13 protein-coding genes are annotated in these 17,019 nt (G+C 37.6%); 1 reads left to right on the top strand and 12 read right to left on the bottom strand.

From position 1 onward, the window contains the following. Positions 1-334 precede the first annotated feature (334 nt). Positions 335-1,966 carry a DUF2207 domain-containing protein gene (locus tag IQ283_RS02260; RefSeq protein ID WP_194218536.1) on the bottom strand — a complete coding sequence of 544 codons (1,632 nt, stop codon included), beginning with the start codon at positions 1,964-1,966 and terminating at the stop codon, positions 335-337. Between the two features lie 392 nt (positions 1,967-2,358). Here IQ283_RS02260 and IQ283_RS02255 point away from each other — a divergent pair, with 392 nt between their 5' ends. Further along, positions 2,359-3,717 (top strand): SLC45 family MFS transporter, encoded by a 1,359-nt coding sequence (locus IQ283_RS02255; protein ID WP_194218535.1) that lies wholly within the window; start codon positions 2,359-2,361, stop codon positions 3,715-3,717. Between the two features lie 268 nt (positions 3,718-3,985). Here IQ283_RS02255 and IQ283_RS02250 read toward each other — a convergent pair whose 3' ends face one another. The 11 genes from IQ283_RS02250 to IQ283_RS02200 form a co-directional block, all read right to left on the bottom strand. Then, positions 3,986-6,130: a glycoside hydrolase family 140 protein gene (locus tag IQ283_RS02250; RefSeq protein WP_194218534.1), complete on the bottom strand. Its 2,145-nt coding sequence runs from the start codon at positions 6,128-6,130 to the stop codon at positions 3,986-3,988. 264 nt (positions 6,131-6,394) lie between these two features. Then, positions 6,395-6,739: a helix-turn-helix domain-containing protein gene (locus tag IQ283_RS02245; RefSeq protein ID WP_194218533.1), complete on the bottom strand. Its 345-nt coding sequence runs from the start codon at positions 6,737-6,739 to the stop codon at positions 6,395-6,397. A 45-nt stretch (positions 6,740-6,784) separates the two neighbouring features. Beyond that, positions 6,785-7,936, bottom strand: a complete 1,152-nt coding sequence (locus IQ283_RS02240; RefSeq protein WP_194218532.1) for an NAD(P)-dependent oxidoreductase — start codon at positions 7,934-7,936, stop codon at positions 6,785-6,787. 37 nt (positions 7,937-7,973) lie between these two features. After that, complete coding sequence (locus tag IQ283_RS02235) at positions 7,974-9,044, bottom strand: NAD-dependent epimerase/dehydratase family protein (RefSeq protein ID WP_194218531.1); 1,071 nt, start codon at positions 9,042-9,044, stop codon at positions 7,974-7,976. Positions 9,045-9,057: 13 nt separating this feature from the next. After that, positions 9,058-10,296 carry an L-2-hydroxyglutarate oxidase gene (gene lhgO, locus IQ283_RS02230; protein ID WP_194218530.1) on the bottom strand — a complete coding sequence of 413 codons (1,239 nt, stop codon included), beginning with the start codon at positions 10,294-10,296 and terminating at the stop codon, positions 9,058-9,060. Continuing rightward, a complete protein-coding gene (gene rfbC / locus IQ283_RS02225; protein WP_194218529.1) occupies positions 10,296-10,862 on the bottom strand; it encodes a dTDP-4-dehydrorhamnose 3,5-epimerase in 567 nt (188 codons plus the stop codon). The genes lhgO and rfbC overlap by 1 nt, the downstream gene beginning before the upstream one ends. Positions 10,863-11,100: 238 nt before the next feature. Next, positions 11,101-12,144, bottom strand: a complete 1,044-nt coding sequence (locus tag IQ283_RS02220; protein WP_194218528.1) for an acyltransferase family protein — start codon at positions 12,142-12,144, stop codon at positions 11,101-11,103. Positions 12,145-12,603: 459 nt separating this feature from the next. Then, on the bottom strand, positions 12,604-13,857 hold the full coding sequence (locus IQ283_RS02215) for a hypothetical protein (RefSeq protein WP_194218527.1): 1,254 nt from the start codon (positions 13,855-13,857) through the stop codon (positions 12,604-12,606). Positions 13,858-14,257: 400 nt separating this feature from the next. Continuing rightward, on the bottom strand, positions 14,258-14,971 hold the full coding sequence (locus IQ283_RS02210; RefSeq protein WP_242057217.1) for an acyltransferase: 714 nt from the start codon (positions 14,969-14,971) through the stop codon (positions 14,258-14,260). 334 nt (positions 14,972-15,305) lie between these two features. Then, positions 15,306-16,037 carry an exonuclease domain-containing protein gene (locus IQ283_RS02205; protein ID WP_194218526.1) on the bottom strand — a complete coding sequence of 244 codons (732 nt, stop codon included), beginning with the start codon at positions 16,035-16,037 and terminating at the stop codon, positions 15,306-15,308. Next, on the bottom strand, positions 16,034-17,014 hold the full coding sequence (locus IQ283_RS02200) for a DUF294 nucleotidyltransferase-like domain-containing protein (RefSeq protein ID WP_194218525.1): 981 nt from the start codon (positions 17,012-17,014) through the stop codon (positions 16,034-16,036). The genes IQ283_RS02205 and IQ283_RS02200 overlap by 4 nt, the downstream gene beginning before the upstream one ends. Positions 17,015-17,019 lie beyond the last annotated feature (5 nt).

The raw sequence follows: 17,019 nt of genomic DNA, 5'->3' as shown, positions 1-17,019 counted from the left end.
AAAAGAAAAGGACATTTGACGGTGATTGTGATTTCTTCAACACCAAGCAAATTTCAATGCTTTCATCACCGTGTTCTTCTTCGTTGTCATTAGGATTTGCTATCATATTGTTAATGGAAGGGTTCCGGTTTTACGGTTTCAGGTAGCTAAAAAGTGATCTCCATCTTTCTTTTGTCTTTCAACACATAAAGCAGATAAACGAAAGTTAATAAATGAATTTCAAAAATCCACAAAAAAACCAGGTAAACTAATCAATTAACAGATTAGCCCCTGGTTTTTCTGTATAATCTTGTAAGTTAATTTTAAAGACGATTTCTTTTTCAGCGGGCTTTTTCTAAAACGCCCCTGAACCTCCTCCCCCACCTCCTACGCCTGATCCACCGCCACCGCTAGAACCAGCTGCTGATACGGCAGTATGTTGATCTGCTTTCTCAAAGCCTGACTGAAACGTTTCAGCTAAAAGTAGGTAAATCATCCACTCATTATTTTGTGACGTAGAAGCAAATTGAGCGGACATCTTTCGCTTCCCTGCTCCAATTTGGTATAGAAGAGCCTGAACTTGCTCATCCTGATCCCACTCTTTCCATTGATCGCTGACCTTTAGCGGCGTCACTGTTTCCATAATTCTTCTTCCCTTTTCATTTAACGGTCGGTAGGCGATGGGAAAGATAAGAAAGAAAAGGAAAAGCAAACTAACCAGAAGCATCCAGAGAAACAGTTCATGATAAGCAAACAAGAAGATGCTTATGAAGGATCCAAGTGCGGCTAATCCTGAAATCCAACGGGTTTTCACTGCTTTTTCAGTCAGATCATACTGCTTATACTCTCTCCGTACCGCTTCTTTCCAGCCTGAAAAGCTTCTTTGATATTTCTCATGATTTTTCTTCTCTTCCACATAGCTTTCCAGATCCTTCACGTGAAAGATATGACTTGAAGCAATATCATCAAATAGCCATTCGATTAATCTAGTTTCATGCTTAAAATCAGTATCTCTATTCACTAGTTCAAACTCTTCATCTGATATCTTTTTGATATTTTCATTTCGAACAAGTTCAAGTAACGAAGCAATAACCGCTGATGCTTTAAGATTACCTCCTGTAAACAATAGAATCGCAGGCAAGCTCATTTCTGTATCTGGAAAGCGACCATTTCCGCTAATCTGCCGTTCAATCTCAATCCCAGTCAACCTCTTTCTTCTGATTGCTTGAACGAGCAATACAATTACAATTAGAAGCAATCCACCAACAATAACAGGAGCAACCCCACCCCAACGCTCTCTCGCCTCCCTTTCGGCAGTTACTTCCGCGTCCGTTTTCTCTTGATCAGCAAGAATGTCACCAAGCATTGGCATTTCAGCTGTCAAAGTTGCTTCTGAAAAAAGTGAGGCATCATATGCAACGCGAATATCGCCGTTTTCCTCACTCGATACTTCCCCGAGATTGAAAACGACTGTCCCCTCATCAATCGTTTCAACAGCATCATAAGCTTCATCATATCCGTACGCTGCCTTCACATCAGCAGGTTTGGGAGGTACAACCGTTATCGTCATATTTTCGTATGTCGTTTCATTGCTTTCGTCAAAAAAAGGATAATAAAACTGGGCGACGTCTTCGAATCGTTCCACTCCATTAGTAATCGTATAGGTGATGTCGACAGTCACAGTTTCATCAGAGCCACCACGGTATACTTTATAAACATCTCCATCTTTCTCTACCTTAAGTTCCTTCCCATTTTCAGTAGCTTGGAAGTTCTTAATTGTCGTCTTTTCTTTCGAGATAAGTCTCCTTGTAATGCCGTTAAAATCTCCATCAAATTCATACGTGTGACTTTCTTTTACATCTACCCGACCGTCCTCGTGTAGTTGGGCAGTGATATCGGTCGCTTCAATTGAAAATTCAACCGCCCATACATTTACAGGAATGAGTAAGATAAAAAGAAAGAAGCCTAAAAATAGCACCTTTTTCATAGACGTAACCTTCTTTCCTGTACATTTACACTTTTATATACGGATAAAATAGGTAAAAGTTACAAATTCATTACGTTCAGCTTAGAAATCGTTTTAACATTAAACCATTATTTTTCACAATAACATCAATGCAAGCGGTTGCGTAAATATTAAAGGTTAGTATATACTATTCAAAGAAAACGCTTTATCATATTAACGATGCATTCCTTTACTACTTCACGATCCTAGTGAGGTATAAAGCTTATAACTAAAGCGTTATCACGACTAATTCACTTTACAGAAGGCTGATCGGAACCATTCGCGAGTACAGCATTTATTTTTTAATTCTCATGCAAGCGATTGCATTATCTATGTTCACTTATTTATACGCCATACATATACAGGAGGAAATTATGCTACAAGAACAAGTTGCCACAACGAATGAAAAACGATATCAAAAAGAATTACCTGCACTGCCGCTCACTACAATCTGGTTAATTAGCTTCGGTTTTTTAGGCGTTCAAATGGCCTTTTCATTACAAAGCGCGAATATGGGGCGCATTTTCCAAACCTTAGGAGCAGATCCTCATAATCTCGGTTTATTCTTTATCCTACCGCCACTCGCTGGATTAGTTGTACAACCTTTAGTTGGATATTTTTCCGATAGGACCTGGATTCCAGGGCTTGGCCGACGAATTCCTTATCTACTCGTTGGAGCTGTAGTTGCTGTCATTGTCATGTGTCTCTTGCCCAATTCGGGTAGTTTCGGATTTACTGCAGTCACAGCGATGACGTTTGGAGCCATCGCCATTCTATTTATGGATGTTTCATCAAACATGGCGATGCAGCCATTTAAAATGATGGTTGGAGACATGGTGAACAAAGAACAAAAAGGATTTGCGTATTCGATCCAAAGCTTTTTATCAAATAGTGGTGCTGTGTTAGCTAGTATTTTCCCGTTTCTATTAACGATTATCGGCGTTTCAAACAGTGCACCCAAAGGCGTCGTGCCACAATCTGTCGTCCTTTCATTTTATGTTGGTGCAGGAGTTCTTATCTTCTGTAGTCTGATAACGGTATGGAAAGTAAAAGAGTATACACCAGATGAGTTTGCTATTTATCACGGCATTTCGAAAGAATCAACGAAAGAAAAGGTAAACATTTTCAAATTACTTGGAAGCGCTCCAAAAGTATTTTGGACCGTTACACTCGTTCAATTATTCTGCTGGATGGGTTTTCAATACTTGTGGACGTATGGCACCGGTGCCATTGCGTTAAACGTTTGGAATACGAGCGACCCTTCTAGCGCAGCTTATCAAGATGCCGGGAACTGGTTTGGGATTTTAACAGCCGTTCAGTCGATTGGCGCCGTACTCTGGTCTCTCGCGTTATCCAGAATTCCAAACAACTCACGCAAATTCTATTACTCCATGAGCTTATTGCTAGGTGGGATCGGATTTGGATCTGTCTTCTTCGTGCACAATCAGTGGGCACTCATTATTTCCTTTACGTTAATCGGAATCGCTTGGGCCGCGATGATGACCTTCCCATTCACGATCTTAACGAACGCGCTGAAAGGGAAGAATATGGGTACATATCTTGGGCTGTTTAACGGTAGTATTTGTTTGCCGCAAATTATTGCATCATGCTTAAGCTTTGTTTTATTTCCATTGATCGGCTCTTCTATGCCGTTTATGATCTTGCTTTCAGGTGTGTTACTTGTGGTTGGGGCGTTGTCTGTACCGGTTATTAAGGAGACGTATGCGAAGTAGGAAGTCATAATATAATACTATTTGTTCAATAAACTCTCTTGATTACACAAAACACAAAAACCAGGTGAACCATACATAAGATGGCCTCCTGGTTTTTTGAAATTTCTTCGCGTTTTTCTGAAGAAAATCTCATTGTCTCTAACAATTCTTATCACAAATCAATCACTATATTTCTCCAAATAAATTGAACTACATAAAAGTATTTTTAGCCTTTTTTCTTTTATTGTTTACATCTATTGCTTCTCTACTACGAATAAATCACTAATTTCTACGGTGTTGGGAAGTTCTTGGAATTATCATCAAGTATTAGAATCCAGTCGTTTCCTCTTCCAGAGCTTGGAGCAGTAAAATTTCGTGTTCCGGTGTTAGTATATGTCCCGATTAAAGTTACCGAACCATTTCGCGGATTATACCACTGCGCTTTTACAGTGCCACCACTGATTTTATTCATATTGATTGATACAGTACCGCCGTAAGGGGAATAAACGAATGCATAACTTCCATCTGAAGATCTTGTCGCTACAATATATGCTCCAGCAGTAGATGGCTGACTTGATGCAATAATTGTTTGATCTGGAATTCTACTTAAAATCGGACGGCTTATCATTAATTTTTTGAGATATGACATATGAAAAGCTCCTGGGCTATCTAGCTCATCGTACCAATTTGTATTTGCCCCAGTCCATGATGGGTAAAGTCCGCTCACGTACATTTGCCAGATATCATTATGACCATAAGTGATGCCAAAAGCACCAGAGAATAACGCCCAATATTGTGCTTGCCTAACATCAAAATCAGTTAGGCGTGGATTACCTGCTGTATAATTATTAGGAGAATCTTCATATCTGTTCTCTGCATTCAAGGTAGGAGTAGGCGGTGTTAATTTCCAATCATTATAGACTGGAACATAATTTGGAAAATCAAAAACAGAGGTCGTTTGAATCGTATTAAAATCAATCATTTTTTCACCATTTGCTAAAGTCGTTGTTTGAAGGAATCTAGATGTTGGACTTCCTGCAGAGTGATACGTTCTTAATAAGCGTCCTCCATCTGCATCAACAATGCCATTCGCCATCGCTCTATAAATGGAGATATAATCATATTCTCCTGGTTTAACTGGATCGGTATCTCCTCCAAGCATCCAAATGATGTTTGGTTTATTCTTATATCTATTTCCTAGCAAGTTCCCGTGGAAGTACGCTTTGTTTTCCGCTTCTTGCAACCCCTGATTGTTTGTTCCTGGATTTAACATCGGATTTGGAAATCCCCTTGCTGGTCCTTCTAATTCAGCACTTCCCCAAATAGGAAGCATAGCAATGTAGAGTCCGATTTCCTCTGCCTTATTTACAATCCAATCTACGTTTTGATAGTAAGCTTCATTCGGTTGATAGAAGTTATTGTTCAATATTGGTTTTTCTCCATAAATATTTGGAGCGACATTAAACCTTTCAAACTGTGACACAACAACCGCCTGAATAACGTTAAATCCTTTTTGCTTTCGATTGAGCAGATAAGTTTCTACTTGCTCTCTAGTCGCTCTTGCAAATAACTCCCATGATGTGTCAGCCATAAAGAAAAATGGTGTTTCATCTTGGTGAACGAGATAATGCCCATTACTACTTACTTTTAAATCACCATGACTAAACAGCTCATTATTCGGAGGTGGTGGAGGCGGGGGTGGTGGAGTGGAATCGCCAACTTTATCTACAAGACTTGCATTTCGAAAAAGAAATTTACCCGAAGAAGTTGTACCGTTTGACAGTCCTATACGTAGACTTTTTGTAGTACTTTTCGTTTCAAATTCAATCGTTGATGAAATTGCTAGAAATTGTTCTTTATTAAATTGGTCTCGCTCAAAAATGAAGACTGTTCCATTATTCAAATTCTCTACACTTAATGAGTAAGTTCTAGAAGGCTGAACTGCCAAAATGATCTCATAAACATGCCATTGTGCTTTCGGTTGAATTGTAATTTCATTCTGAGCAGTGATTGATATTTGTGACGGACTATTATTGACCCACTGACTATTAGAAAGCTCTGGTAAAAGTTCATTATTTGTATTCACTATTTCTAATAAAGAATTTCTAAATAAATAGGAACCGGTAGAAATAACTCCGTTAGATACACCAATCCGCAGACTATCTGTATTATTCTTTGTAGTAAATTCTAAATCAGAAGAACCAGCTAAATAAGTCTCTTTGCCATTGTTTCTTTCAAAAATAAAAACACTACCATTATTGGGGTTATCTACTTTGAAATGATAATTAGTATTTGCTTGAACAGATATTATTATATCAACCACGTGCCACTGGGCATTAGCATTAATGACTACTTCATTCATTCCAGTTACATTTATTCGATTTGGACTATGTTTGATCCACTGATAGCTTGAAAAATCTGGTAACAAATTCACAACTTGTCTCCTTTCTTATAATATATCTTATTTAGAAAACGAGAATTAGTAAGGGCTATTTAAACATATCAGGCTCTTATTAGAAAAATAGGGCTCTTAACTCACTGAAATAGCAACCGAAAGACGAATCATGTTTCTAATATAGCTATAGAAGGTTAAACAAACGTTTATTTAAACAGATTCATTTCATTAAATATTGCATAACAAAAAGACGTCTTCTCTCATATATAAAAGAAAAGACATCTTTCAGTTAATAACCTTGTTTTATGATTTATCCTGTCTATTTTTCCATTTAATATAAGCAATAACTTCTTTGTACTCACTTAAGTGAGCCTGTTCAATTCCTGCCTTCTTAGCTTCTTCAATGAATCTTTGCCAGCCTTCCAAATCGTTTGGATGAACATCCCCGGTTGCTTCAGCTCCAAGTATATCATTCAAATCTGTTTCTAATACGTCCGCAAGTCGGTTGATGACATTGATAGAGGGATTGTTCTTAATGTTGCGCTCAAGGCTGTTTAGATATGATTTGGAAACACCTGACCTCTCAGCTAATTCCGTTAGAGAGATCCCTTTTGCAAGACGGTACTTTTTGATATTTTTTCCTATCATTCAACATCTTCACCTTCCAGCTTATCATCCCTTCTCATGCTTAAACTATTTAAGCGTGATTTGCTTCTTCAATATACTATTCCATGCTTTTAAGGCAATGCTTTCAGGGATTTCCACATCAGAGAATTGAATCATCTCTCCTTCTTCAATTGGTCTCTTAAGCCTTGCGTTACGGAGGACACCAATTGGAATATGATTCTCATTCCCTTCAATTAAGACCGCCTCTCCCCTAACATCAAAACTTCCAATGCCTTGTTCGATAAACTGATTCGCATCTAGCTTCTTTTTTGCGATTGCTGCAACACTTACTTTAGGATGCTCACTATTATTGAGTAATACCCCTTTACCATCTAATACCCGTCTAATCGTTTTAAGTATTTCCAAATGACATAAATGATAATTTGTCATAAGAGTATAGTAAGGTCCCATACCCATTTTGTAATAACGCAATGTATCCTGCTGACCTTCGTCATGGGTTGCAGTAATGAACACTCCTGGAGGAAGTTTGGATGAAAGAATATAATCACTAATTGGCATGTTGGTACTTTCAGCCACTCTCGCTAATTGCTCGCCTCCATCATTCGCATCATCCGAAGCAAACCCTAGCAAACCATTCCTAGCTATCGTGCCCCCTAGTCCATTTGCAACAAGAGCCTGTTCAATTTGTACCTTCGTTCCATCTGTAAAGGAGGTTGTCATTCCTAGAGTTGTGCCATTTCGCTTAGACCAAAACTCCATGTCTTCCTTTGACGGATTCGTATTCAAGAAGCCTTTAATATTTCCATAAACTACTGGCTTAAATCCCATTTGTCTTATGTTCTCATTAAGGGCTGCAAGGCAACCAGGCTGATCACCTTCAGCTTCAGTAATGAAACCTTTTCGAGCAAAATATGACCCTGTTGTAACATGTAACTCAGCATTCATCGTAACGATAGGCAGGCCCGCTTCCATAGCTTTCTCGATTATTTCACTACCATAGATAACATCGCCGCTACATTCAACGATCAGATCTGAAGTCTGAATCAGCTCGTCAACTGAGTTCGTTAGCCGATCATGTAAAGGGTATCCTACCATTTCTGCTGTGTTTCTTCTTGTTAAGATATTAGAGACACTAACATCTTTTTGTCTACTTAGTAGTCTAATCAAGCCTGTTCCTATTAAACCCGTACCAATCACACCTACTCTAGCGTGCTCCATACTTTCCCCCCGCTTTCAATATGATAAATGCCTTGTTTTACTTACCAATTACCGGAACCTTCTCTTTTTCAAAAACAGGAGAGTTTAGTTTCAGAATACCACCATGCATTTCCACAGACTGTGCGAATTGATGTAGCTCAATTAATTTCTTATACCAATCAAGCGTAATCGTGTCCTCTGTTTTTGATAGCTTTCCACTTTCAAGCGCTTCAAAAATCTGTAGTGCTGCAAGTTCTGCGTTCCACTTTGCCTTCCAATTAAGTACTTTTTCGACCTTCTGAAAATTCACTCGGTAAGAACGATGATCCGGATCACCATACCATTCAATCTTCACTTCATTTGGAATAGTAGAAGCGATGATTTCTGCAAGATTACCAAGCTGGTAATTCCCTTCCTCAGAGCCCGTATTGAAAATTTGGCCGTTTATTTTTTCTGATTCTGCTTCAAGTAATAGGCACATTACATCTGTTGTATCTTCAACATGAAGCATCGGTCTCCATTGTGAACCGTCTCTCATTAAAGGAATCGATCCATTCTTCCAAGCTCCATATACCATTCCATTGATAGCCAAATCGAAACGCATACGTTTCGAATAGCCATAAAGAGTTGCTTGTCTCATTACCACGACTGTAAATTCATCATCCGCAAGAGGGAGCACATCCTGCTCTGCCTTCTCATTTGCCTTTGCATATGTTGTTAATGGATTAGTGACTGTTTCTTCATTAACAACCACATCTTTATCTTGGAATCCATATATACTACAAGAAGATGGAAGGATATAACGCTTTACACCGTTTTCCTTTGCAAGGACAGCAGAATTCAGTCGTGAACGATGATTAATTTCATAAGTAACATCCTGGAACAGTTCACCGCTTGGATCATTGGAAATCGCGACTAAATCGATAACTGCATCGATACCATTGAAGTGGCTAGCTTGCAGTCTTCTAGTGTCCTCTTGTACAACAGTCAAATTGGCATGGGTAGGAAGTTTGTCTCTCCCGAAGAAAAAACGATCAATAGCTTTCACATGATATCCTTTATCAAGTAACTTAGGTACTAAAACACTACCTACATAGCCGCCTGCCCCTGTTACAAGAATTTCTTTCATAGTTAACCCACTCCTATACTTTCATTTTTAATTGGTGATTCAATTCTGGTATCTGCTTCTTTTTTTCAATCTCATCTACTACATATGAAGCAAAAGGAAAAGAACAGGTGAATCCAGGTGAAACAGCATTTAGGACGTGCATGGATTGCTCGTCACCTTCAAGAACAAAATCAGAGACTAACTCTAGCGTTTTTTTGTTCAGTAATTGAGCTCTAATCCCAGGTCTCGCAAATTGTCCAAAACCTCGTCGATCAATATTTTTCACCATGTTTAACGACAAATTAATGAATCCTGGTCTGTAATACTTCTTTATTTCTTCAAATGCTAGTCTACGAAAGTTAAAAGAATTCGTTATAAATAGTTTTGCTTCATAATAAAGAATGGAGAAAAACTCTTTGAGTTTAAAGTTCTCCAATCCTCTATAATTCTCTCTCCATAAAGCTGGGATAGCAGTCGGTCCAATCTTGATCGTTCCATCAACTGTTTTAGTAAAATGAACACCGAGAAATGGATTTGCTAGATTAGGAACAGGATATATATTGGTTTCAACATCCTCTTTATTCTTTGCATATTTTAGATAAATGCCTTTAAATGGAATGATCGTATAGTCATCACCATAATTAAAATCTTTTGCAATACGATCAGCGTATAATCCCGCAGCATTAATAAAGTAGTGGCAACGTAATTCACCATTATTGGTTAAAATAGTGGCGTCTTGTTTACCTTTATAAGCTGTCTCAAAGAGTACTTCAACTCCTAGACTGACAATCTCCTGATAAATGGCATTGCAAACTTCCAAAGGATCTACAGTAGATGTCGAAGGAGAGTAAAGTGCTTTCTTGTAAGTCTTAACCGAGGGGTCAATACGTGAAGTCTGCTCTTCCGTCATCCATTGAAGTTCAACTCCGTTTCGATCGCCCCTTCGTTTAAGCTCTTCAAGTCCTCTTACTTCTTCTTCATTTGTTGCCACGACAAGCTTCCCACATTGGTTTATCTTTAATCCTTTATGTAGGCAGTATGCTGTCATTTTTTGATTACCTTCACGAGTGAAGCGAGCCTTCAAGCTGTCCTCTGTATAATAAAAGCCAGCGTGGAGAACGCCACTATTACGTCCGCTAGAGTGATAGGCTATACCTGATTCCTTCTCAAGGATGCCAATCTGCAAATGTGGATACCGAAGCTTTAACTCTCTTGCAATCGTTAAGCCTATAATCCCACCACCTGCGATGAGGTAATCATAAGACTTTTCCATTACACTTGAACGCTTTCCATAGTGAAATTAATTTCTGCATCTTTAAGAAGAGGATGCTGCTGATCTTTTGCAGATAGAATTGGATCACTAACAGGCCAATCTATATTCAATTCTGGATCATTCCACATGATCCCCCGATCATGTTCTGGAGAATAATATTCATCGACTTTGTAGCAAACATTTGTATGCGTCGTAAGTGTACAAAAACCATGTGCAAATCCTTTTGGAACAACAAGCATTCTATGATTGAACTCACTTAAAATAAAACCTTTCCACTCTTTATAAGTTGGCGATCCTTTTCGTAAATCTACAACAACATCATAAATAACACCGGTAATGACCCTAACAACTTTAAGCTGTGATCGTGGCTCCAATTGATAATGAAGACCTCTTAAAATACCTGCCTCTTCTGACAAGGAGTGGTTATCCTGAAGATATCCAACCGGCAATCCATTTTGGTTAAACATCTTTTCATTGAAGCTCTCTAGAAAGAATCCTCTCTGATCACCAAAAACCTTTGGTTGTAACAATTTCACACCATTAAGAGTTGATGCAATGACTTCCATTTAATTTCTCCTCCCACGCACGTATTATTTCAAACCAGATCGAGTACCCAATCATTTTCATTTACTGTTGTTCCGTCACAAAGTAATTCTCACTTTTTCTAAAATAGGATCAGTAAATAAGTTCTATATAAACCATTATACTGTTCATTATAAAGAACACAAGACTGTATTCTAAATTTTTCTTCATTATTTCTATATTGTATAAAATACCTGATCCCCTAAAAGATTAAATTCTTCATTAACTAACTTTTTTCCATTGTTTGCGGAAAGAAAAGGTAGGAACAATGCTTTTAATTGGTTTATCTTTCATAGCTAACGCTCTCTTTTCAACTAGATTCCAAGAAACAATAGCACATAAAATTGCTATAGGCATGGCTATAACAAAATTCAGAAGAGGTGTCATTCCCTCTCCGTATAAAAGGGCAATAGTTTGTTGAATCGGGTACCCAAACAGAAACACACCATATGAATAATTTCCAAGCTGTCGGCTAAAAGAAAGTTCAATTTTTGGAACATAGATAAAATAAAATACCATGTATGTTCCAAAAAACACGAAATAGTCCGCGAAATGTTCTGTTAAATAGCCTATATACATGCCAATACCAGATAAAAGAAATAGCGAATAGTGAAGCGGAATCTTATTTTTAAACTGGTAAAATAACATACCTGCTAGAAAGTACCTAAAAAATCCAATATACAAATGCCCAATAGGAAATTGAATGAAATACAAAATGTGAGTGAGAATAAAAAGAAATAACACGATTTGTTTATTTAATATTTTTGTAAAACCAAGAATTCCAACTACAATATAGTACAGAGCTTCTGGATAAATCGTCCATATAGAGCCATTTACAACTAATGTCTCAGGGTTGTTTTCAAAAAGACCCGGTAGATCATATTGAATATCAAATAGAAGAAGTGTCTTTAAATAGTGATAGGTTTGATAGTTAGTTAAGTAGTCCCCTGTCTGCAACGTTGTAACAAGAGGGCCTAATAAAAAAACTGTAAGAAGAACGACTAAGATAAGCGCCGGGAAAATACGTAAAGCTCTTGCTTTGAAATAAGATTTCAAATTATTTAAGCGATTGTAGCTAGCTGATATAAAGAATCCACTTATAATAAAAAACATCATTACCCTAAGTGATTCAGTTCCGTCTTCTGTACCAGTTATCCAGTAAGAATGAGAATAGACTACGAGGGTTGCCAGGGTAAAACGAAAAATATCTAGATTATTATTTCGCCCCTTACTAACGATATAAGAATCAATGGATCTGTTTTTCACGTCATTTCTCTCCTTTAAGCCACTGTTAACAGCACCTCTTTCAAAATCATACAGATTATTGGAATAAAAAAGAGTCATTCATTTGCGAAATGCAACCGATCTTTATAGAATGGCTAACACTATAAAAATAAAGTCCTATTGCTTCATCTTCCACAAACTCACTTTTGTTCTTTTTACACTATTAATAAATTCTATATAACGAACAAAAATCCTTGTTATTATTTAAATAAAATTCACTTTTTCAAGATTTGATTTTTTATGTTATTCAACAATCTTCATATGGATAAGCTGCTGTCTTCTATAAGAATTAATTTTAATTGGTGATTATCTGCATATAATTTTTTATGTACCACAGCCCTTCTACTATAAAAGAATCGCTCTTACTATTCCTATCTAATAAGAAAAAATCGACAGGTCGATTACACACCGTGTCGATCTTTTGATCAAGTTCTAATTCATCTATATTCTTTTTGCTCTCACAGAACCATTTTCAACTTGAATCTGATACTGCTGTCCATCAGTTCCTGATACAACTAGGTAGCGATTGTCGTCATTGAATTTCATTAATTTAGGCTTTCCATTTGAATTCATCTTAACAGGAGGCTCTATATCTGTTATTTTACTATACCTTATGTTTTCTAAATAAAGATAATCATCTCCCGCTGCCGTCGTATGCACCAACTTAAGCGTCCCCTCAGTTACCTGCTCATTCATATCATGAGCATAGATAATACCATTGTTTATCGGTTGAAAAACGTAACCTGGAACATCGCATTTTACACTATACAGATCTATTCCAATGATGCGCAGCGATCCTTTTTGATTCGGAGATCCTGAAATGCCCTCCACTCGAAATAGTCCTCTATTTTGAGTTTTCATATTCAATCCTTCTATATGAGCGGATAATAGGTTTATATTCCTACAATATTTGAAATGATAGGCCGAATCTATATTTGACCATTCGGCATTCAATTGTATCATTGTACTTTCAGATAGTTCTTCAAAATAGAATGGTGTCACTGTTCCCTGGTAGCGATTACTAGGCTGTCCATTGTTACAATAAAGGTTTGATAAAACATTCCCTGTATTGGCACCACTTCTCGCTTTAAGATGGTAGGCATTTGCTGAGTACCAGAAGGTATAAAGGTTCTCAAAATTATTGGAAAACACATTTCCACCAATCGTACTTGTTGGATCAATAAATAAGGCACGCGTGACAGAAATGAAACGAAGATTCCTGAAATTAGAGTGAGCTACTTGTCCTCTGAATAAAATAGCATTTCGATTTTGACCAGGTGCCCAATCTCCGTATGATAATTCCATGTCACTGATCTGGCTATTAAAGCCATTTTCAAAAATGAAAAGAGGAGCGTCCATACCAGCGACACCGATTAGACCACTCTTATTCATACCTCGTCCTACGGTATATTTAGTAGAACCCGTTAGTAGAGGAGCATCAATGTAATATTTACCGGGAAAAACGATATAATTATTTTCATTGATTGCTCGTTGAATCGCTGCTCGATTTTGTGAAGCTTTTGAAGCTTCATTCGGTATCGCACCATAGTCCTCAACTGTCACATCCAAGGTGTTGCCACCAGCCGGTGGGTCAACTGGGGGTTGTCCGCCGTTATTTCCATCAAAAATATCACTTGGTATTTTCAATTCAAGATTACCATCTTGATCAAATGAATAAGGCAAAAGATTTTCCATTTATACCACCTTTACTATGTTAGTCTACACTTCCTTCCAGGCTGAGAGATTGTCCCTTATCCTAAATACTCATTCTCACTTTTTCAATAAAAAATATATGGAAGAATGGGATTAAATCTGATAAATAGGCAGAAGGATAGAAACATCCATATTTCGATTTGGATTAGTGTATTCTATAATATGCGTAACGAAATTATACGATTGGACAAGATACTAGCTGGTTGAAATAAATACCTTTATTCCGTTATATTGTTCTGTTCACTCTTGAAAATTAATACTAGAAAAAGAATCCTTCAATTGTGAGGGACTCTAAAGATTACTAATATTATAATTCTGCTTTATATAAACTGAATTCGACCATATGTAACATCATTCGGGGAGTGACAGGCACCGCAGCCTATTATAGCTCCCATTGAATAGAAGATTTCACGATTTTCATTGGATTTCCCATTACTAAACTATTATCTGGGATATCTCGATTGACTAGCGTTCCAGCTGCTATTACTACATTATCTCCAATTGTAACCCCCTTTAAAATCAGTACATTCGCACCAATCCAAACCTTATTTCCTATCGATATTGGAGCAGTATGTATTTTGGGTTTACTGTCCTCAATAATAGAGTGCATATCACTATCAATAATCGTTACATCCCAGGAAATAGCGCATGAATCACCGATGGTAATTCTCTCTACAGCAGTGATTCTAGAAGATTCATTAATATATGTATTATCTCCTATTGATAAGGTAGCATTTTCCCCCACAGAAACTTTACAACCATTAAACACCGATACTTTTCCTGATATGTGGAAATTTGCGTAGTGATCAAGTAAAATGATGGTTTTTTTACCATTAACCTCATTCATTCCAATCGTTAACCTTCCTTCTGGACAAACTGATATTACAGCGGTTTTCTTTAACCTCACAATTGTGTTCCATCCTATAATAAATGATGAAATATGATTTCCGGAAAACCTGAACATCATCAAAAACGTTTTCAATAAATTCACTTTCACGATTCTGCTAATGAAATGCATGATTTTGGCTCGATTCGCGATACCTCGTTCGCGACTTTGAATAATTGATTGATTAGAAAACACTACTTTTTTGGCCATACTTAACTTCCTTTCTTTTGTTAAGAATAAATTAAATAGTAATCCATGAGAGAATACACCTATTAGTGACAATTACACCAGCGTTCTTTATAAAGAACACACTAAGACGAAAGGTTAAAAAATTGATAATCATAATTCTATAATTCGTGTCTCAAGGTATTAAATCCTTTTTTAGGAAAAATCACAAAAGCTTTTATAATGATTTACTAGCTTACATATAAAAACAAGTGAGTTTTTCATTAGCATGAAAAACTCACTTGTTTTCTCTTTGAGACTTACTTGTAGCCAACAGTATAAATTTCAAATAGACCGAAAAAATCAACCGTTGCATCCACTACCCCATCCGCGCCAACCGCTCATAAACCTCACGCAAATTCGTAAACCCCATCTCCTGAATTCTCTTCAAGTAATGACACCAAAGCTCAGCTGTCATTTTGGCATCTCCCAGGGCATGATGCCGATCCTTTACCTCAACTCCGCAATTTGTACAGCACTCTTCTAATTGAAACCCTTTTAGCTCAGGATCAGCAATTCGTATTAAAAAAGAAGTATCCACAATACGATGATCGAAATTGGCACGCATCAAACTCCAGGTAGCGTGCTGCATGAAGGCTTGTTCATGCTTTGCATGATGCGCAACTAAGGTGTGCCCTTTCATAAATTCATAAAATCGAGCGAGCACATCTGAGAGGGGTGGTGCTGAATCCAGATCTTCCACCTTAATGCCCGTTAATTCAGTAACCTCTTCGGATGGGGCGTTACTAGACTGAACTAATGAATAAAAAGTATCTTTTTCGATGGTTTCACCGGTTACTTTCACCGCCCCAATCGACAGGATGGCGTCCCCTTTATTCGGATAAAAACCAGTTGTTTCAAGATCAAACACAACGACTCGTAATTGATTTAAGGGTACTTCTAACGTGTTTTTCATTTTAATTTCTTTCTGCATCTGTCTTAGCATGGAAATATGATGAGGATTTGATTGATCTTGAATGGATGCGTACATGCTCGTATTCACCTTACCGGACAGCTGCTTTAAATATTGAACCATTTGATTCATCTTCATTTAGTAACACCCTTTTCGATGTGCTTTGTGGTGTCATTGTAAAGCTCAATCCCTTTTTTCATAATCTCCTTGAGCTCTTTCTTCTTTTCTTTAGGAAGGGAGTCAATCGTCACGTAATGAACGGCTTCATAATCTTCTTGTTTTCCATAACGAAGCCGAAACTGTAAAAGCTGCCTAAATTTATCTTCATACTGCTTCCATTCTGAACGGCTATTGTCTGATAATGCACCAAGTCTTGCTAAAGTAGACGTCGTCATCACGCTATCCTTCAATGCAAGAAGCCTCACTGCATTAACATAGGGAAATAAAGCCGTCTGTTTTAAATTGATTTCTCCAGTATGGGTTCCATGCGTTTCGACGAGTATTTGTCCGAATACACCGATCCCTTTTTGAAGCCTCATCGTATTTTTCAGCATTCTTTTTAATAAGTATGGTGATTCCTCGATTTTAGAGTGAATCACTTGCTTTAACTCTTCAATAAACGCCTCCCGACCCACTAACGCTCTCGCATCAATAAAAATCAACAAATGTCGGATAGCTTCAAAGCTTTCATCATCCATCCAATTTTCTAGCTGCCTTTTCCACTCTTCCACTGATTTACACCAAAGTGGATTAGACGCCATCACATTTCCATCACAGAATTCATATCCAATCGTATTGAGACCAACCGAGATTTCTTTTCCAAGCTTAAGAAAATAGTTACTCGCCTCTTCGCTCGTAACTTCATAGACAATCCCATGATCCTGGTCACTCCATAGCGCTTGCTCAAACCGACCGCCGCTCCCCATTAAAAAAAATGAAAAAGGAGAGGGAGGTGGCCCCCACTCTTTTTTCACTTTCTCCACTGCTAGATGCACGATTTGACTCATCAGCTGATCATGGAAGTGATTCAGTGCAAAATGATCTGTCGCAACGTTCTTGATTTGTTGTTCTCTCATTTTTCTTAGATCCTCATAAGTTTCAACACCATCATCCATACCGA

It is taken from the genome of Pseudalkalibacillus hwajinpoensis (genome assembly GCF_015234585.1).
Classification (GTDB): Bacteria; Bacillota; Bacilli; order Bacillales; family Guptibacillaceae; genus Guptibacillus; species Guptibacillus hwajinpoensis_B.
Note: the sequence above shows the minus strand (reverse complement) of the source record. Positions and strands in the feature narration are given on the sequence as shown.